General features: G+C 39.3%; 20 protein-coding genes and 3 pseudogenes. 7 read left to right on the top strand and 16 right to left on the bottom strand.

Annotation, left to right across the window (positions count from 1 at the left end):
• Nucleotides 1-49: 49 nt before the first annotated feature.
• The gene (locus QNH10_RS17080; protein ID WP_283732514.1) at nucleotides 50-724 is read right to left on the bottom strand and encodes an SOS response-associated peptidase; all 675 of its coding nucleotides are present in this window, start codon (nucleotides 722-724) and stop codon (nucleotides 50-52) included.
• A gap of 91 nt (nucleotides 725-815) precedes the next feature.
• Between QNH10_RS17080 and QNH10_RS17085 the strand changes: the two are divergent.
• Together QNH10_RS17085 and QNH10_RS17090 are read left to right on the top strand one after the other, a co-directional pair.
• Nucleotides 816-1582, top strand: a pseudogene (locus tag QNH10_RS17085) (metallophosphoesterase family protein).
• Nucleotides 1563-1985, top strand: a complete 423-nt coding sequence (locus QNH10_RS17090) for a protein-tyrosine phosphatase family protein (protein ID WP_283732515.1) — start codon at nucleotides 1563-1565, stop codon at nucleotides 1983-1985. Before QNH10_RS17085 ends, QNH10_RS17090 begins: the two are co-directional and overlap by 20 nt.
• Nucleotides 1986-2032: 47 nt before the next feature.
• Here QNH10_RS17090 and QNH10_RS17095 read toward each other — a convergent pair whose 3' ends face one another.
• The 3 genes and pseudogenes from QNH10_RS17095 to QNH10_RS17105 all read right to left on the bottom strand — a co-directional run bounded on the left by QNH10_RS17095 (nucleotide 2033) and on the right by QNH10_RS17105 (nucleotide 4954).
• The gene (locus QNH10_RS17095; RefSeq protein ID WP_283732516.1) at nucleotides 2033-3196 is read right to left on the bottom strand and encodes an MFS transporter; all 1164 of its coding nucleotides are present in this window, start codon (nucleotides 3194-3196) and stop codon (nucleotides 2033-2035) included.
• Nucleotides 3197-3212: 16 nt separating this feature from the next.
• Entirely contained in the window at nucleotides 3213-3608 is a 396-nt protein-coding gene (locus tag QNH10_RS17100; RefSeq protein ID WP_283732517.1) for a MarR family winged helix-turn-helix transcriptional regulator, read from the bottom strand.
• A gap of 129 nt (nucleotides 3609-3737) precedes the next feature.
• Nucleotides 3738-4954 (bottom strand): annotated as a pseudogene (locus tag QNH10_RS17105) (MFS transporter).
• Between the two features lie 165 nt (nucleotides 4955-5119).
• On the opposite strand from QNH10_RS17105, the gene QNH10_RS17110 reads away from it, so the two are divergent.
• The gene (locus QNH10_RS17110) at nucleotides 5120-5494 is read left to right on the top strand and encodes a hypothetical protein (RefSeq protein WP_283732518.1); all 375 of its coding nucleotides are present in this window, start codon (nucleotides 5120-5122) and stop codon (nucleotides 5492-5494) included.
• Between the two features lie 49 nt (nucleotides 5495-5543).
• Here QNH10_RS17110 and QNH10_RS17115 read toward each other — a convergent pair whose 3' ends face one another.
• The 7 genes from QNH10_RS17115 to QNH10_RS17145 all read right to left on the bottom strand — a co-directional run bounded on the left by QNH10_RS17115 (nucleotide 5544) and on the right by QNH10_RS17145 (nucleotide 9983).
• Entirely contained in the window at nucleotides 5544-6746 is a 1203-nt protein-coding gene (locus QNH10_RS17115; RefSeq protein ID WP_283734677.1) for a dicarboxylate/amino acid:cation symporter, read from the bottom strand.
• 126 nt (nucleotides 6747-6872) lie between these two features.
• On the bottom strand, nucleotides 6873-7178 hold the full coding sequence (locus QNH10_RS17120) for a DUF4870 domain-containing protein (protein WP_283732519.1): 306 nt from the start codon (nucleotides 7176-7178) through the stop codon (nucleotides 6873-6875).
• A gap of 66 nt (nucleotides 7179-7244) precedes the next feature.
• Nucleotides 7245-8471, bottom strand: coding sequence for a beta-N-acetylhexosaminidase (gene nagZ / locus QNH10_RS17125; protein ID WP_283732520.1), 1227 nt, complete (start codon nucleotides 8469-8471; stop codon nucleotides 7245-7247).
• Nucleotides 8472-8487: 16 nt separating this feature from the next.
• A complete protein-coding gene (locus QNH10_RS17130) occupies nucleotides 8488-8877 on the bottom strand; it encodes a DnaJ family domain-containing protein (RefSeq protein ID WP_283732521.1) in 390 nt (129 codons plus the stop codon).
• An 18-nt stretch (nucleotides 8878-8895) separates the two neighbouring features.
• Entirely contained in the window at nucleotides 8896-9135 is a 240-nt protein-coding gene (locus QNH10_RS17135) for a hypothetical protein (RefSeq protein WP_283732522.1), read from the bottom strand.
• 46 nt (nucleotides 9136-9181) lie between these two features.
• On the bottom strand, nucleotides 9182-9412 hold the full coding sequence (locus tag QNH10_RS17140; protein WP_283732523.1) for a hypothetical protein: 231 nt from the start codon (nucleotides 9410-9412) through the stop codon (nucleotides 9182-9184).
• A gap of 88 nt (nucleotides 9413-9500) precedes the next feature.
• Nucleotides 9501-9983, bottom strand: coding sequence for a PaaI family thioesterase (locus QNH10_RS17145; RefSeq protein WP_283732524.1), 483 nt, complete (start codon nucleotides 9981-9983; stop codon nucleotides 9501-9503).
• A gap of 157 nt (nucleotides 9984-10140) precedes the next feature.
• On the opposite strand from QNH10_RS17145, the gene QNH10_RS17150 reads away from it, so the two are divergent.
• Nucleotides 10141-10581, top strand: a complete 441-nt coding sequence (locus QNH10_RS17150) for a hypothetical protein (protein ID WP_283732525.1) — start codon at nucleotides 10141-10143, stop codon at nucleotides 10579-10581.
• 103 nt (nucleotides 10582-10684) lie between these two features.
• Here QNH10_RS17150 and QNH10_RS17155 read toward each other — a convergent pair whose 3' ends face one another.
• The 4 genes and pseudogenes from QNH10_RS17155 to QNH10_RS17170 form a co-directional block, all read right to left on the bottom strand.
• The gene (locus tag QNH10_RS17155) at nucleotides 10685-11131 is read right to left on the bottom strand and encodes an NUDIX hydrolase (protein ID WP_283732526.1); all 447 of its coding nucleotides are present in this window, start codon (nucleotides 11129-11131) and stop codon (nucleotides 10685-10687) included.
• Nucleotides 11132-11160: 29 nt separating this feature from the next.
• Nucleotides 11161-11964, bottom strand: a complete 804-nt coding sequence (locus QNH10_RS17160; RefSeq protein ID WP_283732527.1) for a class I SAM-dependent methyltransferase — start codon at nucleotides 11962-11964, stop codon at nucleotides 11161-11163.
• Nucleotides 11961-12404 carry an NUDIX hydrolase gene (locus QNH10_RS17165; protein WP_283732528.1) on the bottom strand — a complete coding sequence of 148 codons (444 nt, stop codon included), beginning with the start codon at nucleotides 12402-12404 and terminating at the stop codon, nucleotides 11961-11963. Before QNH10_RS17165 ends, QNH10_RS17160 begins: the two co-directional genes overlap by 4 nt.
• Nucleotides 12401-12815 (bottom strand): annotated as a pseudogene (locus tag QNH10_RS17170) (NUDIX hydrolase). The gene QNH10_RS17165 and the pseudogene QNH10_RS17170 overlap by 4 nt, the downstream one beginning before the upstream one ends.
• A gap of 59 nt (nucleotides 12816-12874) precedes the next feature.
• Between QNH10_RS17170 and QNH10_RS17175 the strand changes: the two are divergent.
• Nucleotides 12875-13183 (top strand): protein YxiS, encoded by a 309-nt coding sequence (locus QNH10_RS17175; RefSeq protein WP_283732529.1) that lies wholly within the window; start codon nucleotides 12875-12877, stop codon nucleotides 13181-13183.
• A 100-nt stretch (nucleotides 13184-13283) separates the two neighbouring features.
• Here the strand turns inward: QNH10_RS17175 and QNH10_RS17180 are convergent, their stop codons facing one another.
• A complete protein-coding gene (locus tag QNH10_RS17180) occupies nucleotides 13284-13712 on the bottom strand; it encodes a HEAT repeat domain-containing protein (protein ID WP_283732530.1) in 429 nt (142 codons plus the stop codon).
• Between the two features lie 217 nt (nucleotides 13713-13929).
• Between QNH10_RS17180 and pepF the strand changes: the two genes are divergently transcribed.
• Both pepF and QNH10_RS17190 read left to right on the top strand, forming a co-directional pair.
• Nucleotides 13930-15750, top strand: a complete 1821-nt coding sequence (gene pepF, locus QNH10_RS17185) for an oligoendopeptidase F (RefSeq protein WP_283732531.1) — start codon at nucleotides 13930-13932, stop codon at nucleotides 15748-15750.
• A 119-nt stretch (nucleotides 15751-15869) separates the two neighbouring features.
• Nucleotides 15870-16616, top strand: coding sequence for a hypothetical protein (locus QNH10_RS17190; RefSeq protein ID WP_283732532.1), 747 nt, complete (start codon nucleotides 15870-15872; stop codon nucleotides 16614-16616).
• Nucleotides 16617-16692: the final 76 nt, after the last annotated feature.

Raw genomic sequence — 16692 nt, forward strand, 5'->3', positions numbered from 1 at the left:
TCCCATTTAATGAGTAAACGCTAACGCAAGTGTTTCGTTTCAATGTTAATTAACAAACTGGAAGAATTAGAGATTCTTCATTATTCTTCGGAGAGTTGACAGCTGAGGAGACACTGTACGCATTCATTTGGTTTTTATCAAATGGCTTCAGCAGATTCCCTAACGTTTGAATATCCGTATTTTTCGGGTCCAGCCAAATTCCCTCATCCTCTTTTTTCAAAATGACAGGCATCCGATTATGAATCGGTTTCACCAACTCATTTGGTTCCGTCGTAATGGCAGTGCATGTATGGATCAGTTTGCCGTCTGGCGATTTCCACGTTTCCCAGAGTCCAGCGATTGCAAAAAGTTCATCGGTTTTCAGCTTGATGCGCATCGGCACTTTCTCGCCGTCTTTTCTTTGCCATTCATAAAATGAATCCGCTGGAATGATACAACGTTTTTTACTGAAGGCATTTCGATAGCTCGGTTTTTCCGCTAGTGTCTCTGCTCGGGCATTGATCATTTTGTACCCAATCTTCTCGTCCTTCGCCCATGGCGGAATGAGGCCCCATCGTAAATGCCCCAAGCGATTCTTTTCTCCATCATTAATGATTGCTACAACTTGTTGCGATGGAGAAATATTATAGCTTGGAACATAATCGCTTTCTTCAAAAGCGGCTTCAATACGGAATCGTTCCATGATTTCATAGTACGGGGCAAATAAAGTAAAACGACCACACATAAGAATTCTTCCTTTCTTTTGAGACTATTTTGTTAATCGTATCATGAAAATGCGATAGAATCATGATAGGCGTTATGAAAGGATGATCTAATTGAAAAGAACTTTGGTCATTAGTGATATTCACGGAGAACTAAACTTATTTGAAGAGCTACTTAAACAAGTTAACTATGATTCTGATGAAGATCAACTAATCTTATTAGGAGACTATATCGATCGTGGACCTGATTCCAAAGGGGTTCTCGAGAAAGTAATCCAGTTGAAGGAAGCTGGTGCAATTGTATTAAAAGGTAACCATGAGGATATGATGGTCAAAGCAATGTTGACAGATGAAGAAAGGGCTTGGAAAAACTGGACAAACCGTAATGGGGAAGCCAGACATTGCAAAGCTATGGATTTTCAGAAGAGCAGTTTATCATAAAAGAAGATGAACCGTTCGAAAAACCATCCATCCATTCAGAAAAGCTAAATGAACATATTCAATTCATACAAAGTCTTGACTATTTCGTTGAAACAGACGATGTGATATTCGTGCATGCAGGCGTGCATCCGGAAAAATCCATTACAGATACAGATCCCTATGAACTTATTTGGATCAGAGATATTTTCCATAATGGATATTGTGGGGAGAAAACCGTTATTTTCGGCCATACGCCGACAAAGAATCTACATAAGGATAAGGACAAGCAGGACTACTCCGTATACTTCGGTGAGAATCGTATTATTGGTATAGATGGAGCGGCTGTCTATGGAGGCCAATTAAATTGCTTGGAACTACCAAGCAGAACGGTGTATTGTGTAGAATCCGATAAGTTGAAAGCGATGAAAGAGGGAGATATTCATGACAAACAAACCATATAAAGCATTGGTGACAGATCGAATCTTTTTCGGAGGTGTCGATGCAATTGAAGAGGTAATGGCTAACGAAAAGATTGATGTGATTTACGACTTACGAGCAACTGTAAACGGCGATTTGCCAAGTGAAATCAGTGTCCACCAACCTTTGTTGGATGATGCCGAATCACAAGACGATTCTATCCGCGAGGCTGTAAGTAAAGTGATGGAGGCTTACAAGGAAGGTAAAAACATCTACTTCCATTGTAATACAGGCAGAGGGCGCGGCGGCACTCTCGCTGCAGCAACCTTGCTTGAGTTAGGGAAAGCGGAAAACATCGAAGAAGCCGAAATGATGAGTACAGCCATCCGACCGGAAACCAATATAAAGCCTGCATTTAAGGAAGCTTTAAAAAGGATATACAAGTAAAATGACGAAAGCCGGATTCCATTTGAATCCGGCTTTGCATATTCCAATCAATTTACACGACGTTTTCGGAAAGTCATTATATATAATGCAAGCACTACAAGAACAAGCAGACCTGATAACAAATAAACATTTTGATATCCAAATTGAGAAGCAATAACTCCTAATATAAATGAACCGATAGCTAGTCCTGTGTCAAACAACGTAAAAAATGTTGCAGTCGCATATCCACTTCGATTATGCGATGTTGACTGAATGGCAAGTGTCTGCAAACTCGGAACAAGTGCCCCATAACCCAGTCCAACACACGCCCCTGCGAGAAGGAATAACCCTGCAGAGTTCATGAACGCCAGTATGAAAAATCCAATGAAAAACAATATGAACCCTGGAATCAGGATATACACGGGTCCTTTTTCATCGAAAATTTTCCCAGTTAATGGCCTCGTTATTAGCATGACAGCAGCGAAAACGACGAAAAAGAAGCTTGCAAATGCTAGTAATTCTTTTTCAAGAGCATAAATCGATAAATAGGAAAGAACACTTGCATACGAAAAAGCGATTAAACTTGCTAATAATGCAATTGGAATAGCCTTTTTCTCGAATAGATCATTCCAAGTAAATCGTTTCGATGGTGTTACGGCTCCTTCCACTTTCACATCCGGAATAAGAACAGCCACAACTGCACCAATCAGCATAAGAATGCTCATTAAGATGAACAGAGCATCGTACGAATAAGTTTGGATGATGAACAATGCGATAAAAGGACCGACTACAACGGCCAAATTGGTCGACATGACAAAATATCCAAGACCCGCACCCCGTCTTGTCACTGGAACGATATCAGCCGCGATAGATCCTGCTGCGGTTGTAACAATACTAAACCAAATACCTTGGAAGAAACGCAACGCAAGCAAACCTTCAAACGGAGTAATGAAATAGTAGAGGACGGTACAAATGAGGTAAAAGATTAAACTAATCCAAAGCATCCTTCGTTTCCCAGCTATATCGAGTAACTTGCCTGTAAACGGACGGACAATGATAGCAGATAATAAGAAAATGGTCATCAGTAGACCTGCTTCTTCATCCGTTCGACTTAAAGCGTCTTTTGCATAAAGCGGTAACGTAGATACCAAACCATAAAACACTATGAAAACGGATAAATTCGTTAAGAATAAACTTATAAATGATTTTGTCCAAATCGGTTCTTTATTCAATTAAAAACTCCCCTTCTTATCCAAGTTTTTTTAACAACTTGCCTAAAAGTTCCTCTTCGTCTTTTGTTAGGTTTCTCAAGGAAATTTCTTCAAACTGAATGATGGTTTGTTCAATCTCGGCCATCCTATCTATAGCCTTCCCAGAAAGTCTAACAATTTTCTCACGACGATCCTTGCCTACACTTGTTTCCAACCAACCCATCTGTTCCAAACGGTTGACGGTTCTGGTGATGGTCGGCGCTTCCACATTCAAATACTTCCAAATCTGTGTCAAAGTCATTTCTCCATGTCCATTCACACAATAAATAACAGACCATTGAGCGGCATATAAATCATACTGTTTCAATGCATTATTCAGCTCTTTACTCAATAATCTCGATTTCTGGAACAATTCATGTATTAATGGATTCATTTCCTCACGCCTTTTTATTTACTTAGGTAACTAATATAGTATACTTCGCGGTCCGAAATATGTAAAGAATTATACTAAAATACGAAAATAAAAAACCGCAACCGTTATATGGCACGGAGCGGTTAAATATTAATTTGCAGATGCAGTAATCTTTTGATCCTTCGGCAAACCGAGTCCAACCAAACCGATGAACGGTAAGAAGGAGGCGATGACCATTGTAGGGAAAATTCCGATGGTATCCATTAATGCACCCAGAACGACTGCCCCAATGGCGCCCATTCCGAATGCTAATCCTACTGTCAGACCAGCCATCGTCCCAATTTTACTTGGCACAAGCTCTTGGGCGTAAATGACAGTAACCGAAAAGCTAAGCATGATAAAGAATCCTATCAAAGTCAATAATACACCGACTGCCCATAATGGCATATATGGAAGCATGATACATAAAGGCAAAGGAACGATTAGGGACAACACAATTACGTTTTTACGACCGATTCGATCCGCCATCGGTCCACCGAAAAATGTACCCGCCGCACCTAATGCCATGAATAAGAAGATGTATAGCTGCCCTTGTTCAATCTTTAATCCATAGTCATCCATTAAATAAAAAATGTAAAAGCTTGTAACATTTGTTACGTAGAATGATCTGGCAAAAATAATGATTAACAACAACGTCAATGCAATGCCAATTTGTTTTTTCGTCAGATCCCCGATAGAAGATAGTAAAACTTTTTTGCGATTATTTTTCTTCTCTAAGTCCAACTGTTGTTTATACCAGGCGGAAATTCTTGATAGTATTATTATCCCAAGTGCCGCTACAACGATGAAAATAGCTGCACCCTTCTGTCCAAGGGGCACAAGGACAAATGCACTGATCAAAGGAGCTAAAGCTTGTCCAGAATTTCCGCCGACTTGATAGATCGATTGAGAAAGCCCTCTTTTGTACCTGCGGCAAGGAAAGATACTCGAGAGCCCTCCGGATGGAAGACAGCTGAGCCAAGGCCTAATAAAATGACAGCTACTAGGATCAGCCAATAGCTTGGGGCAATTGCCAAACCGGCCATACCGATAAGAGAAAACGTCATTCCAATCGGAAGTGCATAAGGCATCGGTTTCTTGTCACTAAAATATCCAACAACCGGTTGAAGAACTGAAGCAACCATATTTAATGCAAAGAAAATAAAGCCAAGTTGGGTGAAACTTAATCCTCTTTCTTTTTCCAAGACAGGAAACATAGCCGGAATAACGGCTTGAAGCGTGTCATTTAGTAAATGACACGCGCCAATTGCAAACATGATTGGATATACTGGGTTTGCGAGATTTTGCGTCTCTTTATTTGAAGTCATATGTATCCCCGCTTTTTTCATAAAATTCGACAATATATGTATAGTATACAGCAACAATTTTCCAGCGCGAGTCCTTTCTTCATTTATTCCATTTCAATTATCGTTTTAGGATATGAAATTTCCGGGTAGATTGAGGGTAAAGTATTCGAAAGGATTGACGTTAATATGTCAATTTTCACTAATGTATCATTGATTGTTTTATTCCCCGCAACACTTTTATTGTTGACGTTAGAAATTGTATTAGGCTCATACAAAGCCCTTTATCCTCAGTGGACAACCAAGCTTGCTATTAGTAATTTGTTTCTTAATATATTATGGATGCTTCTGATTGTCTATTTGCTTCTCAATCCTAATCTAATTCGTCCATATCTTGCGGAATCTTTGGCAAAGGTTTTTCAAAGATCACCCGAAGATATCACTACCCAAGTTTCCCTAATCATCATGGGCGTGGGACTCAGCTCTATTGCAACGACTATTATTGACTCATTCATGGGGTTCAAACATCTCAGGACGGAAAGAATTAAACAGTTATTTAAATAACATATGAAAAAGAGATTGGATTCCCGAAAGAATCCAATCTCTTTTTAAATTATTCCACTCTACCCTTTTCCGTTCCTGCGACAACAACCGCCGCGGAAGCATCCCCAACAACGTTGACGGAAGTTCTCATCATGTCTAAAATTCGGTCAATCCCTGCAATTAATGCAATCCCTTCAAGTGGCATGTTCACAGATGTGAGAACCATTGCAAGCATGATCATTCCTGCCCCAGGAACTCCCGCTGTTCCAATCGACGCTAAAATTGTAATTAGAACGACAGTCAGTAGTTGCATGAACGATAGTTCCAAACTATAGAACTGGGCGATGAATATGACGGCGACCCCTTGGTAAATCGCAGTTCCGTCCATATTGACGGTTGCCCCCAACGGAAGAACAAAGCTTGATATCTTATTAGGCACTTTCAAGTTTTCATTCGTGTTCTTAATCGTTACAGGCAATGTCCCGGAGCTACTGCACGTACTGAACGCAACAAATGCAGCAGGAGAGATTCCTTTGAAAAATGTTTTAGGATTCATCCCAGCAAATGTTTTTACAGCAGATGAATAGACAAGTACAGCATGCAGGATACAAGCGATATATACAGCAAGAATCACCTTCACTAACGGCAATAGCACGGATAATCCGTATTGGCCGACAACCGGTGCCAACAAACCTAAAATACCGATTGGCGCCACTTTCATGACAATACCCGTTATTTTATACATGATTTCAGCAAAGCCTTCGAAGAACGTGTAAACCGGACGTGCTTTTTCACCGACCAATGTGATGGCAAGGCCAATGAATAAAGCGAAGAAAATGATTTGCAATACATTCCCGGAAGATAATGCAGTGAATGGATTCTCGGGTACGATATTTAGTATCGTCGTAATGGCACTTTGCGGCTCTTTAGTCGCAGCTTCAGGCGCCACAAGCCCCTCCGAAGAAACATCCACACCTTTTCCAGGTGAAATGATAAATGCAACAGTAAGGCCAATGACAATTGCAATTGCGGTCGTCACTAAATAATACGAGACAGTTTTCAATCCAATCCTACCTAACTGCTTAGGATCAGAAGTACTCGCTACACCAACTACTAGTGTAGATAAAATGAGTGGTGCAATAATGAACTTGATAAGCCTTAAAAACAAATCCCCAAACGGTTTTAGAAAATCGATGGAACTGCCAAACACACTTCCTAAAATGATTGCTAAAACAAAGGCAATGAAAATCTGCGTGACAAGATTGAACTTTATCTTCATTCTTCTCCCCTTTCTTATAAATCCTTATACCAACATATACATTTCAGGGAGTTAACATGAATGAATAGTCTATGTATTTAAAAACCCCTTCTCACATTTGTGAGAAGGGGTTTGTAGCAATCAGATCCATCTGCCGACAATCGGGTAATTGTATGTCTCGCCACCAAGGGCTTTTACAATTCCAATAATAGGAACAATTATCGTCATCAATATGAATACAATCAGCATCGGAATACCAATAAGGAAAATAATTAATATTGCCGATATGAATATTAATGCACCCATCACCAATTGGAACAATAATGCCTGGATGGATAGTCTTTTTATCTCCGAATCATCAATAACTAAATAGAGTACGAAAGGGACTAAAAAAGGAGCAAAAAATGCGCTTGCATGTACCAATACTTTTAGGCCGGTTTTTTCCATGATTGAAACCTCCTTTTATGCGTTTCTACTCTATTTTACGGATGAGTGTTTAGGAAGTTTCGTTTTTCAGCTCATTAATTCGTCATATTTTTGATTAAGTTTTTTCACGTCAATCTCTTCAATAACTTTATCGTCTAATTCGTAACGATTCTTTAGCTCTAAAATACGTTTTACACTTTCATCGAGCCTTTCCATGGATATAATTCCTGATTCCACAGCTGCCACCAATGTGTCAAACGTATCTACTTGATTTTGGTAATCCCCGGCAATTAAAAGTAAATCACTACCTGCCAAAAAAGATTGAATGGCCGCTTCAGCCACTGTATACTCATTGACGATTGCACCCATTGTTAAATCATCGGTTATGACAACCCCATTATAATGCATTTCATTCCGTAAAAGATCCGTAATGATTTTCTTCGATAATGAAGAGGGATACTCCTTGTCCAATTCCGGAAATAGTATATGGGCTACCATGATCATATCCACATTTTCATCGATTGCCTTTTGAAAAGGTACTAACTCGGTTTGTTTAAGCTCCTGTAAGCTCTTTTGAATAATAGGCAATGCTTTATGGGAGTCGATATGTGTGTCACCATGGCCCGGAAAATGCTTAACGACGGAAATGATCCCATTATCGGTCATTCCTTTCATAACAGACATACCCAAAGAAGCAACTTTATAAGGGTCGGAAGAGAAGGATCGATCCCCGATTACCGGGTTCTGTGGATTACTATTAACATCTAATACCGGGGCAAAGTTCATATTGTAACCGAATGAGTGAAGAAGCTCGGCAAGATAAATCCCTGTTTCATAAGCAAATGATTCCTTATTCTTTTGTCCAATCAATGAGGCTGCGGGTAATTTCTTCATCCCTGCTGGTATTCGGGAAACTCGTCCACCCTCTTCATCAACCGACAATAATAACTGGATATCATTTCCTTCATTCGCCTTTTTACTATCGTTTAATAATTGTACGATGCCGGATGGTGTAGATATATTTTTGCCTAATAAAATAATTCCTCCGACTTTGTTTTGTCGGATAAGACGGTCAATTTCGCCATTGAATGTTTTCCCCGACATACCAACAATTAATAATTGCCCTATTTTTTCCTCTACGGACATTTCTTCCATCATTAAATCGATACCGGAAAACTCCACTGTAATTGTGTCTGCGACTGAATGTCTTTCAGTGAAGTCTGGAACCTGATGATGGTCCTTTTCAATATTCATTTTAGAACAGCCTGTAAAAAGAAAAAGGGAAAGGACGATTAACCAGCCTACTTGCTTCATCGTCATTCCCTCCTATCTATTTCCAAATTTCCTTCGCACGATCAAGCGTGTCTATTGAAATGCGCCCTTTTAACATTGGGGGCGGACAATGTTTATTATGTTCCGCAATTTTTTCATTCACTTTATCGACTCTTTTTTCCAATTCTACCCGTTCTTCATTCATTATAAACCTGTCGATTTCATACAACATATCACGAATTTCATGCTGTAATTTCAACCAATGCGGTTTATATCCTGCGTCTTTCGCGATGCGTTGAAAATGTTGGAAGGTATCACCTGAAAAATAATCCTTCGGCAACGGTTTTCCGAAGCCTTTCAGGTTTTCCATTCCACCTTCATCAGACTTCTTTTTTAGAATATCACCGATCAGGTCGTTATAGGGAGGCATTGAATTATTATCTGACATCTTGATCCCACTCTTTCATCAGATTTTCATGATTTCATTTTTACCGGATGTATAATCGAGTTTCATCTGTTCAAGTTCAAGCTTCATTTTTTCTGTCTCAATGATGAAATTCTGCTGCTTTAATCTTTCCAGTTCAATCTCTTCACGAACCATATCCGCTTTGAACTTCATTGTTTTCCGCTTGTAATCCGTGATAATAGCAGTGATCGGAACACACATGACGATCCCGACAATTAAAATACCTGTAATGTATCCCATTCCCATACTTCCCTACCCTTCTCTCAGATCTGACCCATTTCAATTATTAAGCTTTCATGACATCATTTTTATCAGATGTATAATCAAGTTTCATCTGTTCCAATTCAAGTTTCATTTTTTCCGTTTCAATAATGAAATTCTGCTGCTTCAATTTCTCCAGTTCAAGCTCTTCCCGAACCAATTCAGTTTTGTATCTTAATGTCTTTTCCCGATGTTCAGTTATGATCGCTACTATTGGAACACACATTACGACCGCTACTATCCAGAATCCGATCATCGTTTTCCACCTTTCCTTTCATCTTTCAGTCCATCGCAGCTCCCATACATACTTATACGGAATTACTTTCTAAAGGTTTCGTCTTCTTTTACTTTGTTATAAATGTCGATGGCATTACAACCCCAACAACTTCACCGCTAACGCATAGAACGTCTCCAGCAAATACCTCTACATTCACTTTCCATTTCTTCGGATGAATCTCTTCAACTGTACCTACTGCCTTTAACACAATCCCCTGTGGTGTCGGCTTCAAATAATTCACATTCAAGGAAGCGGTTACAAAACGTGGAACCTCAGCTCCGTCTCCAGGTTCATGTCCGTTCTTACGATGTAATGCCAATGCGCAAGATCCAGTTCCATGACAATCTACTAGGGATGCAATAACTCCTCCGTATACGAATCCTGGAATCGCTGTGTGCTTTTCTGAAGGCTCATAATATGTAACCGTTTTTTCTCCATCCCAACCAGTTCGGAAATGATGTCCATCTTCATTTAATCGTCCACATCCATAACACCAAGCAAAATCATCAGCATATCCATCTTGTATTGCATTTACCATTTTAGTTGTCATAACGCTCAGCCTCCCTGAATTCTTTGTAGTTTGAATTCTATTATAACATCAAATACTTCATTGTTAATTTTTCTTTCCCCTGAAACATAACATGAGTACTATTCCACATGAGCGACGCCAGCGTATACTATACAAACAGTGACAGGAGGAATTGAATATGAAAATGCGAGCCGTCTTGCTCATTGCGCTATTAATCGGAGGAATTTATGCGATGCTCGAGACTATCAACGATTATAATGAAAAAAGTTTTGATGAATTATTCGAATCAATGAATGCTGAATTCGATTCGCTCACTTTCAATAAACCACCCATGAACGGATCCCCTGCGGAAACCTGGAAAATCATTGATGAAGTTGAAGTGGATGAGTTGCTTAAATTCCTGCAACAATATAGTGTTAAAAAAATCAAATCTGAGGATGTTGATCTTTACGGTTCTATGGATGAGTTGTCAATTAGTTTACAAGATTCGCAAGGCAACAGTCTGACAATTATGGTTGCAGAAAATCTTATTATCCAAAATTCGGCCTTTTATTATGAAATTATTGATGGACCACTTGATATGAACTGGATTGTTCGTTTTATTGTTAGTAATAAATGATTTGTGTATGCCTCCCGCGATAAGTCAAACAGAAACCGATCTGCACGACTTATCGCTACGGCGGATACGAAAAGGTCGCCTATGCTTGAAATCCGTTTAGAATTTATTTTGAAACGTATTGAAAAATCATCGATTTAATCATCGGATTAAGATTTTCGGGTAGTTCTTGAAGTTTGAAAAAACAAGCTTCCGTTGTCTCAACACCATCGGCTTTTAATGCGCCGCCTTGAATGTCTTTTGACACGAACACGATTGTAACAGAATAATACTCATGTCCATTTTTTAATACCGTATGTGTGTGCGACCCCGAGACTACAGTTACAAGGTCAAGCTTCCCGATTTCAATCCCCGTCTCCTCAAGCACTTCCCTTCGACCAGTTTCCTCAGCGGATTCGCCAAGTTCCATGAAGCCTCCAGGAATTCCCCATCGTCCGTCTAAATTTTTCTGTAAAAGGATTTCCCCTTTTTCATTGAACACACCTACTCCAACACCTGTAAGCAATAATGGTCGATTCCCGACCACTTCCCTAATATCCTCTATATATCCCATTTCCCATTTCCCCCTTTATTCACTTTGATTTATATCTGTTTCAATGTTGAACAGATCATAAATGTCCCCGGAATTCTATTGGATATCCCCCCAGGTGAACCTTCAGGAAAAGCCCAATGAATCCCTTTATCTTCTTTCATTTTTCTTATCGTCAATCCTGCATTGATCAAGGCATTTATTACTTCTGATATCGTCCATCTCCTAATGACGTTTTTAGTTAAATTCTCCCGCTTATCTTCTGGTAACAAAGTTGAATAAGCAACATCAACCCCATTACACTCTTCACTAAAATAGTCGCCATCAAGTTTTAGCTCCCCATCCACATAGCGAAGCACTTTTGAAACGAATGGGTGATAATCTCTTACAATAAATAAACCACCTTCTTTCAAATGGTTCGAAACCATTTGGAATAAAGGAGCTAAATCAATAAAATAATGTAATACTCCCATCTCAAGGATAATAATATCGAAAGCAGAAAGTTCTCCCGTTTTTATATCAAGAACATCTTTAACGATGTAATTAATGGAAACACCTGCGGCTTCCGCCAATTCCACGGCATATCGTTTATTATCTTCAGATATATCTACAACTGTGACATCTGCTCCAAGAAGCGCAAAACAGACAGCCTTATTTCCATTGGAGCCCAATAAGTTTAGAACTCTTTTTCCATTTACATCTCCAACTTCATCCAAATAATAACTTACTTTTTTTATTGGATTAGCCTTCAGTTTTTCTGCATAGTGACTTGGAGGACCATGGCGAGATTCCCATGCCTGATATGCGTTTTGGTTCCAACCAATTCTATTTTTCTCACTCATTTGCCTCTGGTTCATAACTTCTCTCCTTTTAGCTTATTAATCAAGCTATCCGGATACAGTATTTTATCCCCGACAATAAAATCCGCTATCTTAACCCAATTCGCAAATGACATATGTTTACCTTCTAAAACTTCAAATTTCTCTTTACTGTAATTTTTCTCTTCTATAAAACCAACACGATACACCTGAATTATTTCATGACCTATTTGTTCATTTATTGCAAAGATATTTTCCATACATCCCATATATCCCTTAATTTCCACTGTAACTTGGAGCTCTTCTTCAAATTCCCTTAAAAGAGCGTCCGTGGATCTTTCACCGAATTCAATCGACCCGCCAATCGGTCGATAATAGGCTCCTACGCCTTTAGAGTGCTTCCCTGTAAATTCTTCGACCAATATTCTACTGCCGGATTGTAAGACACCAATCACTTTGGCCCTCGGGTATTGCTTCAAACCTGCACTCCCTGATAGACATACGGAATCGATGTTTTTAGTAATTTTTTTATCCCTCCCTCATAATAAGGCAGCTCTTCAACCGCTTCATTGAGATCCTTCCACTGAACATCTAAAATCCCATCTCTATCTTGAATGGCAATTTCTCCACCAATCACACCCGTATTGAAGGTGAAAAATAAAACATGATTATTTTCTTTTTGCCTAAATGTCTCATTTACAGCAAGCAGTTTCCGATTTCAACCGTCAATCCGGTTTCTTCCCACACTTCACGGATTGCCGCTTGTTCCAATGTCTCCCTTTCTCCACTCCCCCTCCCGGCAACGTCCAATTATTATATTTCTTGTTCTTCACCATAAGAACTTTTCCCTCTTTTAATATGACTGCATACACAACATCTACTCGATTCATTAGTTTAATCCCCCATTTCGTTTATACTAAAATAATAGCCTATCGATGGAGGTCGAACAATGGAATTCAAAAATATCAGTGAACAAATTATACAAAAATACAGAGAGGACGAAACGCTCATGATTCGCCTATTCGTCCAATGGTGCACCAATCACGATTTAGATCCGCAAGCCCTTTATAAAAAAGCATATCCATACCAACTGGAAAACGAAGCCTTAAAGAAAGTAATTGAGAATGATGATGGCTTTGACGAATTTCACATAGACAATGAAACAATGCTTGACGTCCTCCAACTCTTCGGCAATGAAGATTTGGCTTTTGTTGTATCAGAGGAAATTCAACAGCTCTCCAAACTTCAACAAGATTAACTATTATTTCTTCGATGAACCTTACCGGTAGGATAAGAAAAAGCCATCCTCTCCACATGCGGAGAGAATGACTTTCCTTTATAAATCACCAAACTAATAATTACAGTTTTGCCCAACGTTCCTCTAACCAGTTCATAAATTGTACACCCTTGTCGCCTTCATACGCATCAAAGACATCTAAACGCATACGTTTTAGCTTATCCGCAAAGTCTGCCACTGTATGGTCCTTCGGTAAGCTCTTTTTAATCCGTAGGAAAATTTTGTCTGTGTCTTTGATAATATCAAAACGCGCAGGTAATGGCTTCTCTACATTCTCGCCAAACGCCACAAGTGCTTCATAGGCTGCTAATTGCACCTTGTTGACAGTATCATTCTGCATACGATTTTTTAATAAATCAATGACTTTGTCATGTTGATAAGCCGATAACGTTTGGACTGCATCTAAACGCTCTCGCCAGCTAGACGTATAATTGGCCTGTTTTTTTAATGTTTCATACTGCTCAGGTAAAGCTGTTTCAAATTGTTTCAAGTAATTGCACCTCTTTTTTTAACTAAAGGAAAAATGAATTCTTCTTCTGTTTCTTTTATTATACGTTGTCTGGGTAAAATAGCGAAGAATCGCCTTACGGTAAACCGTATCTTTCAGCAACAAAAATAAGTTTGCTGAATCATTTTTACTTTTCTATTAGTTTGCTATATACTATAATTAGTTCGACTACCGTAATATTAAAAGGGAGAGATGAGAATTGGTTAAAAGCTTACCACCACGTTCTGAAGTAAAAATCGAAGAAACATGGAATTTGCAAGATCTCTTTAAAACCGAAGACGACTACAATGCTGCACTCGTCCAACTTGAAAGTGAAGTCGCTTCATTTGAAGAACGTTTCAAAGGTAAAATGACTGATGAAACTGCAGTTCTTGAAGCGTTAGACGGCTACGCATCCATCATGGGCAAAATGACACCGATTGGCACATATCAAAGCCTATCACTTAGCGTGGACCAAACAAACGACGAAGCACAAATGCGATCAAGCAAATACAGCTCTATCTCTTCAAAGCTTGGAAGCAAACTTTCATTCTTCACAAGTGAGCTTTCCGAAGTATCCAGTGAAATCCTTGAAAAAGCAATGAACCAATCCGACGATTACAAAAATTATCTTGAGGAATTGATTCGCCAAAAGCCACACAAACTGCACCCAGAAGTGGAAAAGACATTAGCTGCATTCTCTTCCGTACTGAATGCGCCATACGGCATTTACAATACGACAAAATTAGTCGATATGAAATTCGACAATTTCGAAGTAAACGGGGAAGAATTCCCTCTAAGCTATACAACTTTCGAAGGCGGCTGGGAGTCCGAAGTCGACACGGAGAAAAGAAGAGCTGCATATGACTCATTCCATGCCAAATTAAGAGAATATCAGCATACAACTGCAAAAGCATATGACACGCATTTGCAAAAGGAAAAAACAACTTCAGACTTAAGAGGACATGACAATGTTTTCGATTTTCTTCTTTTCAACCAAGAAGTTGACCGCTCTATGTATAACCGTCAAATCGATTTGATCACGGAAGGCCTTGCACCGCATATGCGCAAATATGCAAAACTTCTTCAAAAAGTTCACGGACTTGACGAGATGACATTCTCTGATTTAAAAATTCCTTTGGATCCAAATTACGAGCCAAAGATTACAATTGAAGATTCAAAGAAATACATTGATGATGCCCTATCAATTATGGGTGAAGATTATGTGAACATGGTGGATCGTTCTTATAAAGAGCGCTGGACAGACTTTGCGCAAAACGTAGGTAAATCTACAGGAGCATTCTGTTCAAGCCCTTATGGCGTACACCCTTATATCTTAATTTCTTGGACAGGCAGTATGGAAGATGTCTTCGTTTTAGCGCATGAGCTTGGACACGCAGGACATTTCTATAACGCCCATCAGCATCAAAACATTTTCAATTCACGTCCTTCCATGTATTTCATCGAAGCACCATCGACGATGAATGAAATGCTTGTGGCGAACCACCTGCTTTCCAATTCGGATGATCCGAAATTCAAGCGTTGGGTAATCTCGTCCATCGTAGCACGTACGTATTACCATAACTTCGTTACACATTTACTTGAAGCAGCTTACCAACGTAAAGTGTATGAGCGTATCGATGCAGGCGGCAGCGTCAATGCCAATGTATTGAATAGCTTGAAGCGCGGCGTATTGGAAGAATTCTGGGGCGATGACGTAAAAATCAATGAAGGTGCAGAATTGACTTGGATGCGTCAACCTCACTACTATATGGGCTTATACCCTTACACATACAGCGCAGGTTTGACGATTTCAACACAAGTATCGAAACGAATCCTTTCAGAAGGTCAACCGGCTGTAGATGATTGGTTGAAAGTACTCCAAGCAGGTGGTACAAAATCTCCTGCTGAACTTTCGAAAATGGCGGGCGTTGATATTACAACTGAACAGCCATTGAAGGATACAATCGCTTATATCGGCGAATTGATCGATCAGCTTGTAGAATTGACTGACGAGATCGAAGCAGCAAACGTTCAATAAGTTCATTAAAAGCTGTCCCCGCCTTTTTTTAGGGACAGCTTTTTCATTGTTTCATTGTCATTCATGTAACCTTCAGATATGATAATACATATATTATTCTACTGAAATGAGGGGTTCTTTTGCCTTCCACACAATCCAATTGGTATGTACGCTTTGGCTGCCTGGCACCGATTATAGGAACCATTGCCCTTTTTACCCTTGTCAGGCAAGATCAATTTCTATACGGATTTATTTTTTTCGCAATCTTTTTCGGATTCGCAGCCCTTTTCCTGACTTTAGCAACACGTACAGAAAATAAACTAAAAGCAAAACAACTTGAGCATCTTGAAACATATAAGCCCAAAAAATCAACTTATCATGAAACACATGCATTCGTTTCTGATGACCTACTTTCAAAAATCGCCATTGATGAACGAAACAGGAGAATTCATTTTTGGGAACCCTCTTTGCTTGCTGACGGTAAGCGCGTATCCAAGGCCTATTTAAAAATGCCTTATGAAATATTTGATTATTCATATGAACAGTTATTGGCTATTGAAACATACGAAAATGGTATTCGGAAAAAAGTGGTCTTTAGCGAGGTCGAGGGGACAACCGATAGACTCGAGGCGATTGGACAATCCCTCGATCCCGTTATTAATGAAAAAATGTCATTGGCGAGAAAAGCAATCCTTCGAAAAACCGTCACGATTGAAATGAAAATTATAGTGGATGATGAAACAAAGCCATTCCATATTATTCGTTTTTATTCAAATCTTGATAAACGGCTTAAAAAGGAGTCTCCTGAATATATAGAGGTATATCGCAAAATGAGTCATTGGATTACACTATTAACGTTTATTATGGATCAAAATCGAAAATATTAATGAATTCATGATGCCGCCCTTATTATGTGGGGCGGCTTTTTTCATATGACTAAAATCATGTTGAGTTCGCCCTATC

Source organism: Sporosarcina thermotolerans (assembly GCF_030067815.1).
GTDB classification, from domain to species: domain Bacteria; phylum Bacillota; class Bacilli; order Bacillales_A; family Planococcaceae; genus Sporosarcina; species Sporosarcina thermotolerans.

Coding starts and splice junctions, on each gene's coding strand:
- QNH10_RS17150 (WP_283732525.1), top strand. CDS start 10,141: ATGAAAATGCGAGCCGTCTTGCTCATTGCGCTATTAATCGGAGGAATT.
- QNH10_RS17145 (WP_283732524.1), bottom strand. CDS start 9,983: ATGACAACTAAAATGGTAAATGCAATACAAGATGGATATGCTGATGAT.
- QNH10_RS17140 (WP_283732523.1), bottom strand. CDS start 9,412: ATGATCGGATTCTGGATAGTAGCGGTCGTAATGTGTGTTCCAATAGTA.
- QNH10_RS17080 (WP_283732514.1), bottom strand. CDS start 724: ATGTGTGGTCGTTTTACTTTATTTGCCCCGTACTATGAAATCATGGAA.
- nagZ (WP_283732520.1), bottom strand. CDS start 8,471: ATGAAGCAAGTAGGCTGGTTAATCGTCCTTTCCCTTTTTCTTTTTACA.
- QNH10_RS17160 (WP_283732527.1), bottom strand. CDS start 11,964: ATGAACCAGAGGCAAATGAGTGAGAAAAATAGAATTGGTTGGAACCAA.
- QNH10_RS17090 (WP_283732515.1), top strand. CDS start 1,563: ATGACAAACAAACCATATAAAGCATTGGTGACAGATCGAATCTTTTTC.
- QNH10_RS17155 (WP_283732526.1), bottom strand. CDS start 11,131: ATGGGATATATAGAGGATATTAGGGAAGTGGTCGGGAATCGACCATTA.
- QNH10_RS17130 (WP_283732521.1), bottom strand. CDS start 8,877: ATGTCAGATAATAATTCAATGCCTCCCTATAACGACCTGATCGGTGAT.
- QNH10_RS17100 (WP_283732517.1), bottom strand. CDS start 3,608: ATGAATCCATTAATACATGAATTGTTCCAGAAATCGAGATTATTGAGT.
- QNH10_RS17110 (WP_283732518.1), top strand. CDS start 5,120: ATGTCAATTTTCACTAATGTATCATTGATTGTTTTATTCCCCGCAACA.
- QNH10_RS17120 (WP_283732519.1), bottom strand. CDS start 7,178: ATGGAAAAAACCGGCCTAAAAGTATTGGTACATGCAAGCGCATTTTTT.
- QNH10_RS17135 (WP_283732522.1), bottom strand. CDS start 9,135: ATGGGATACATTACAGGTATTTTAATTGTCGGGATCGTCATGTGTGTT.
- QNH10_RS17175 (WP_283732529.1), top strand. CDS start 12,875: ATGGAATTCAAAAATATCAGTGAACAAATTATACAAAAATACAGAGAG.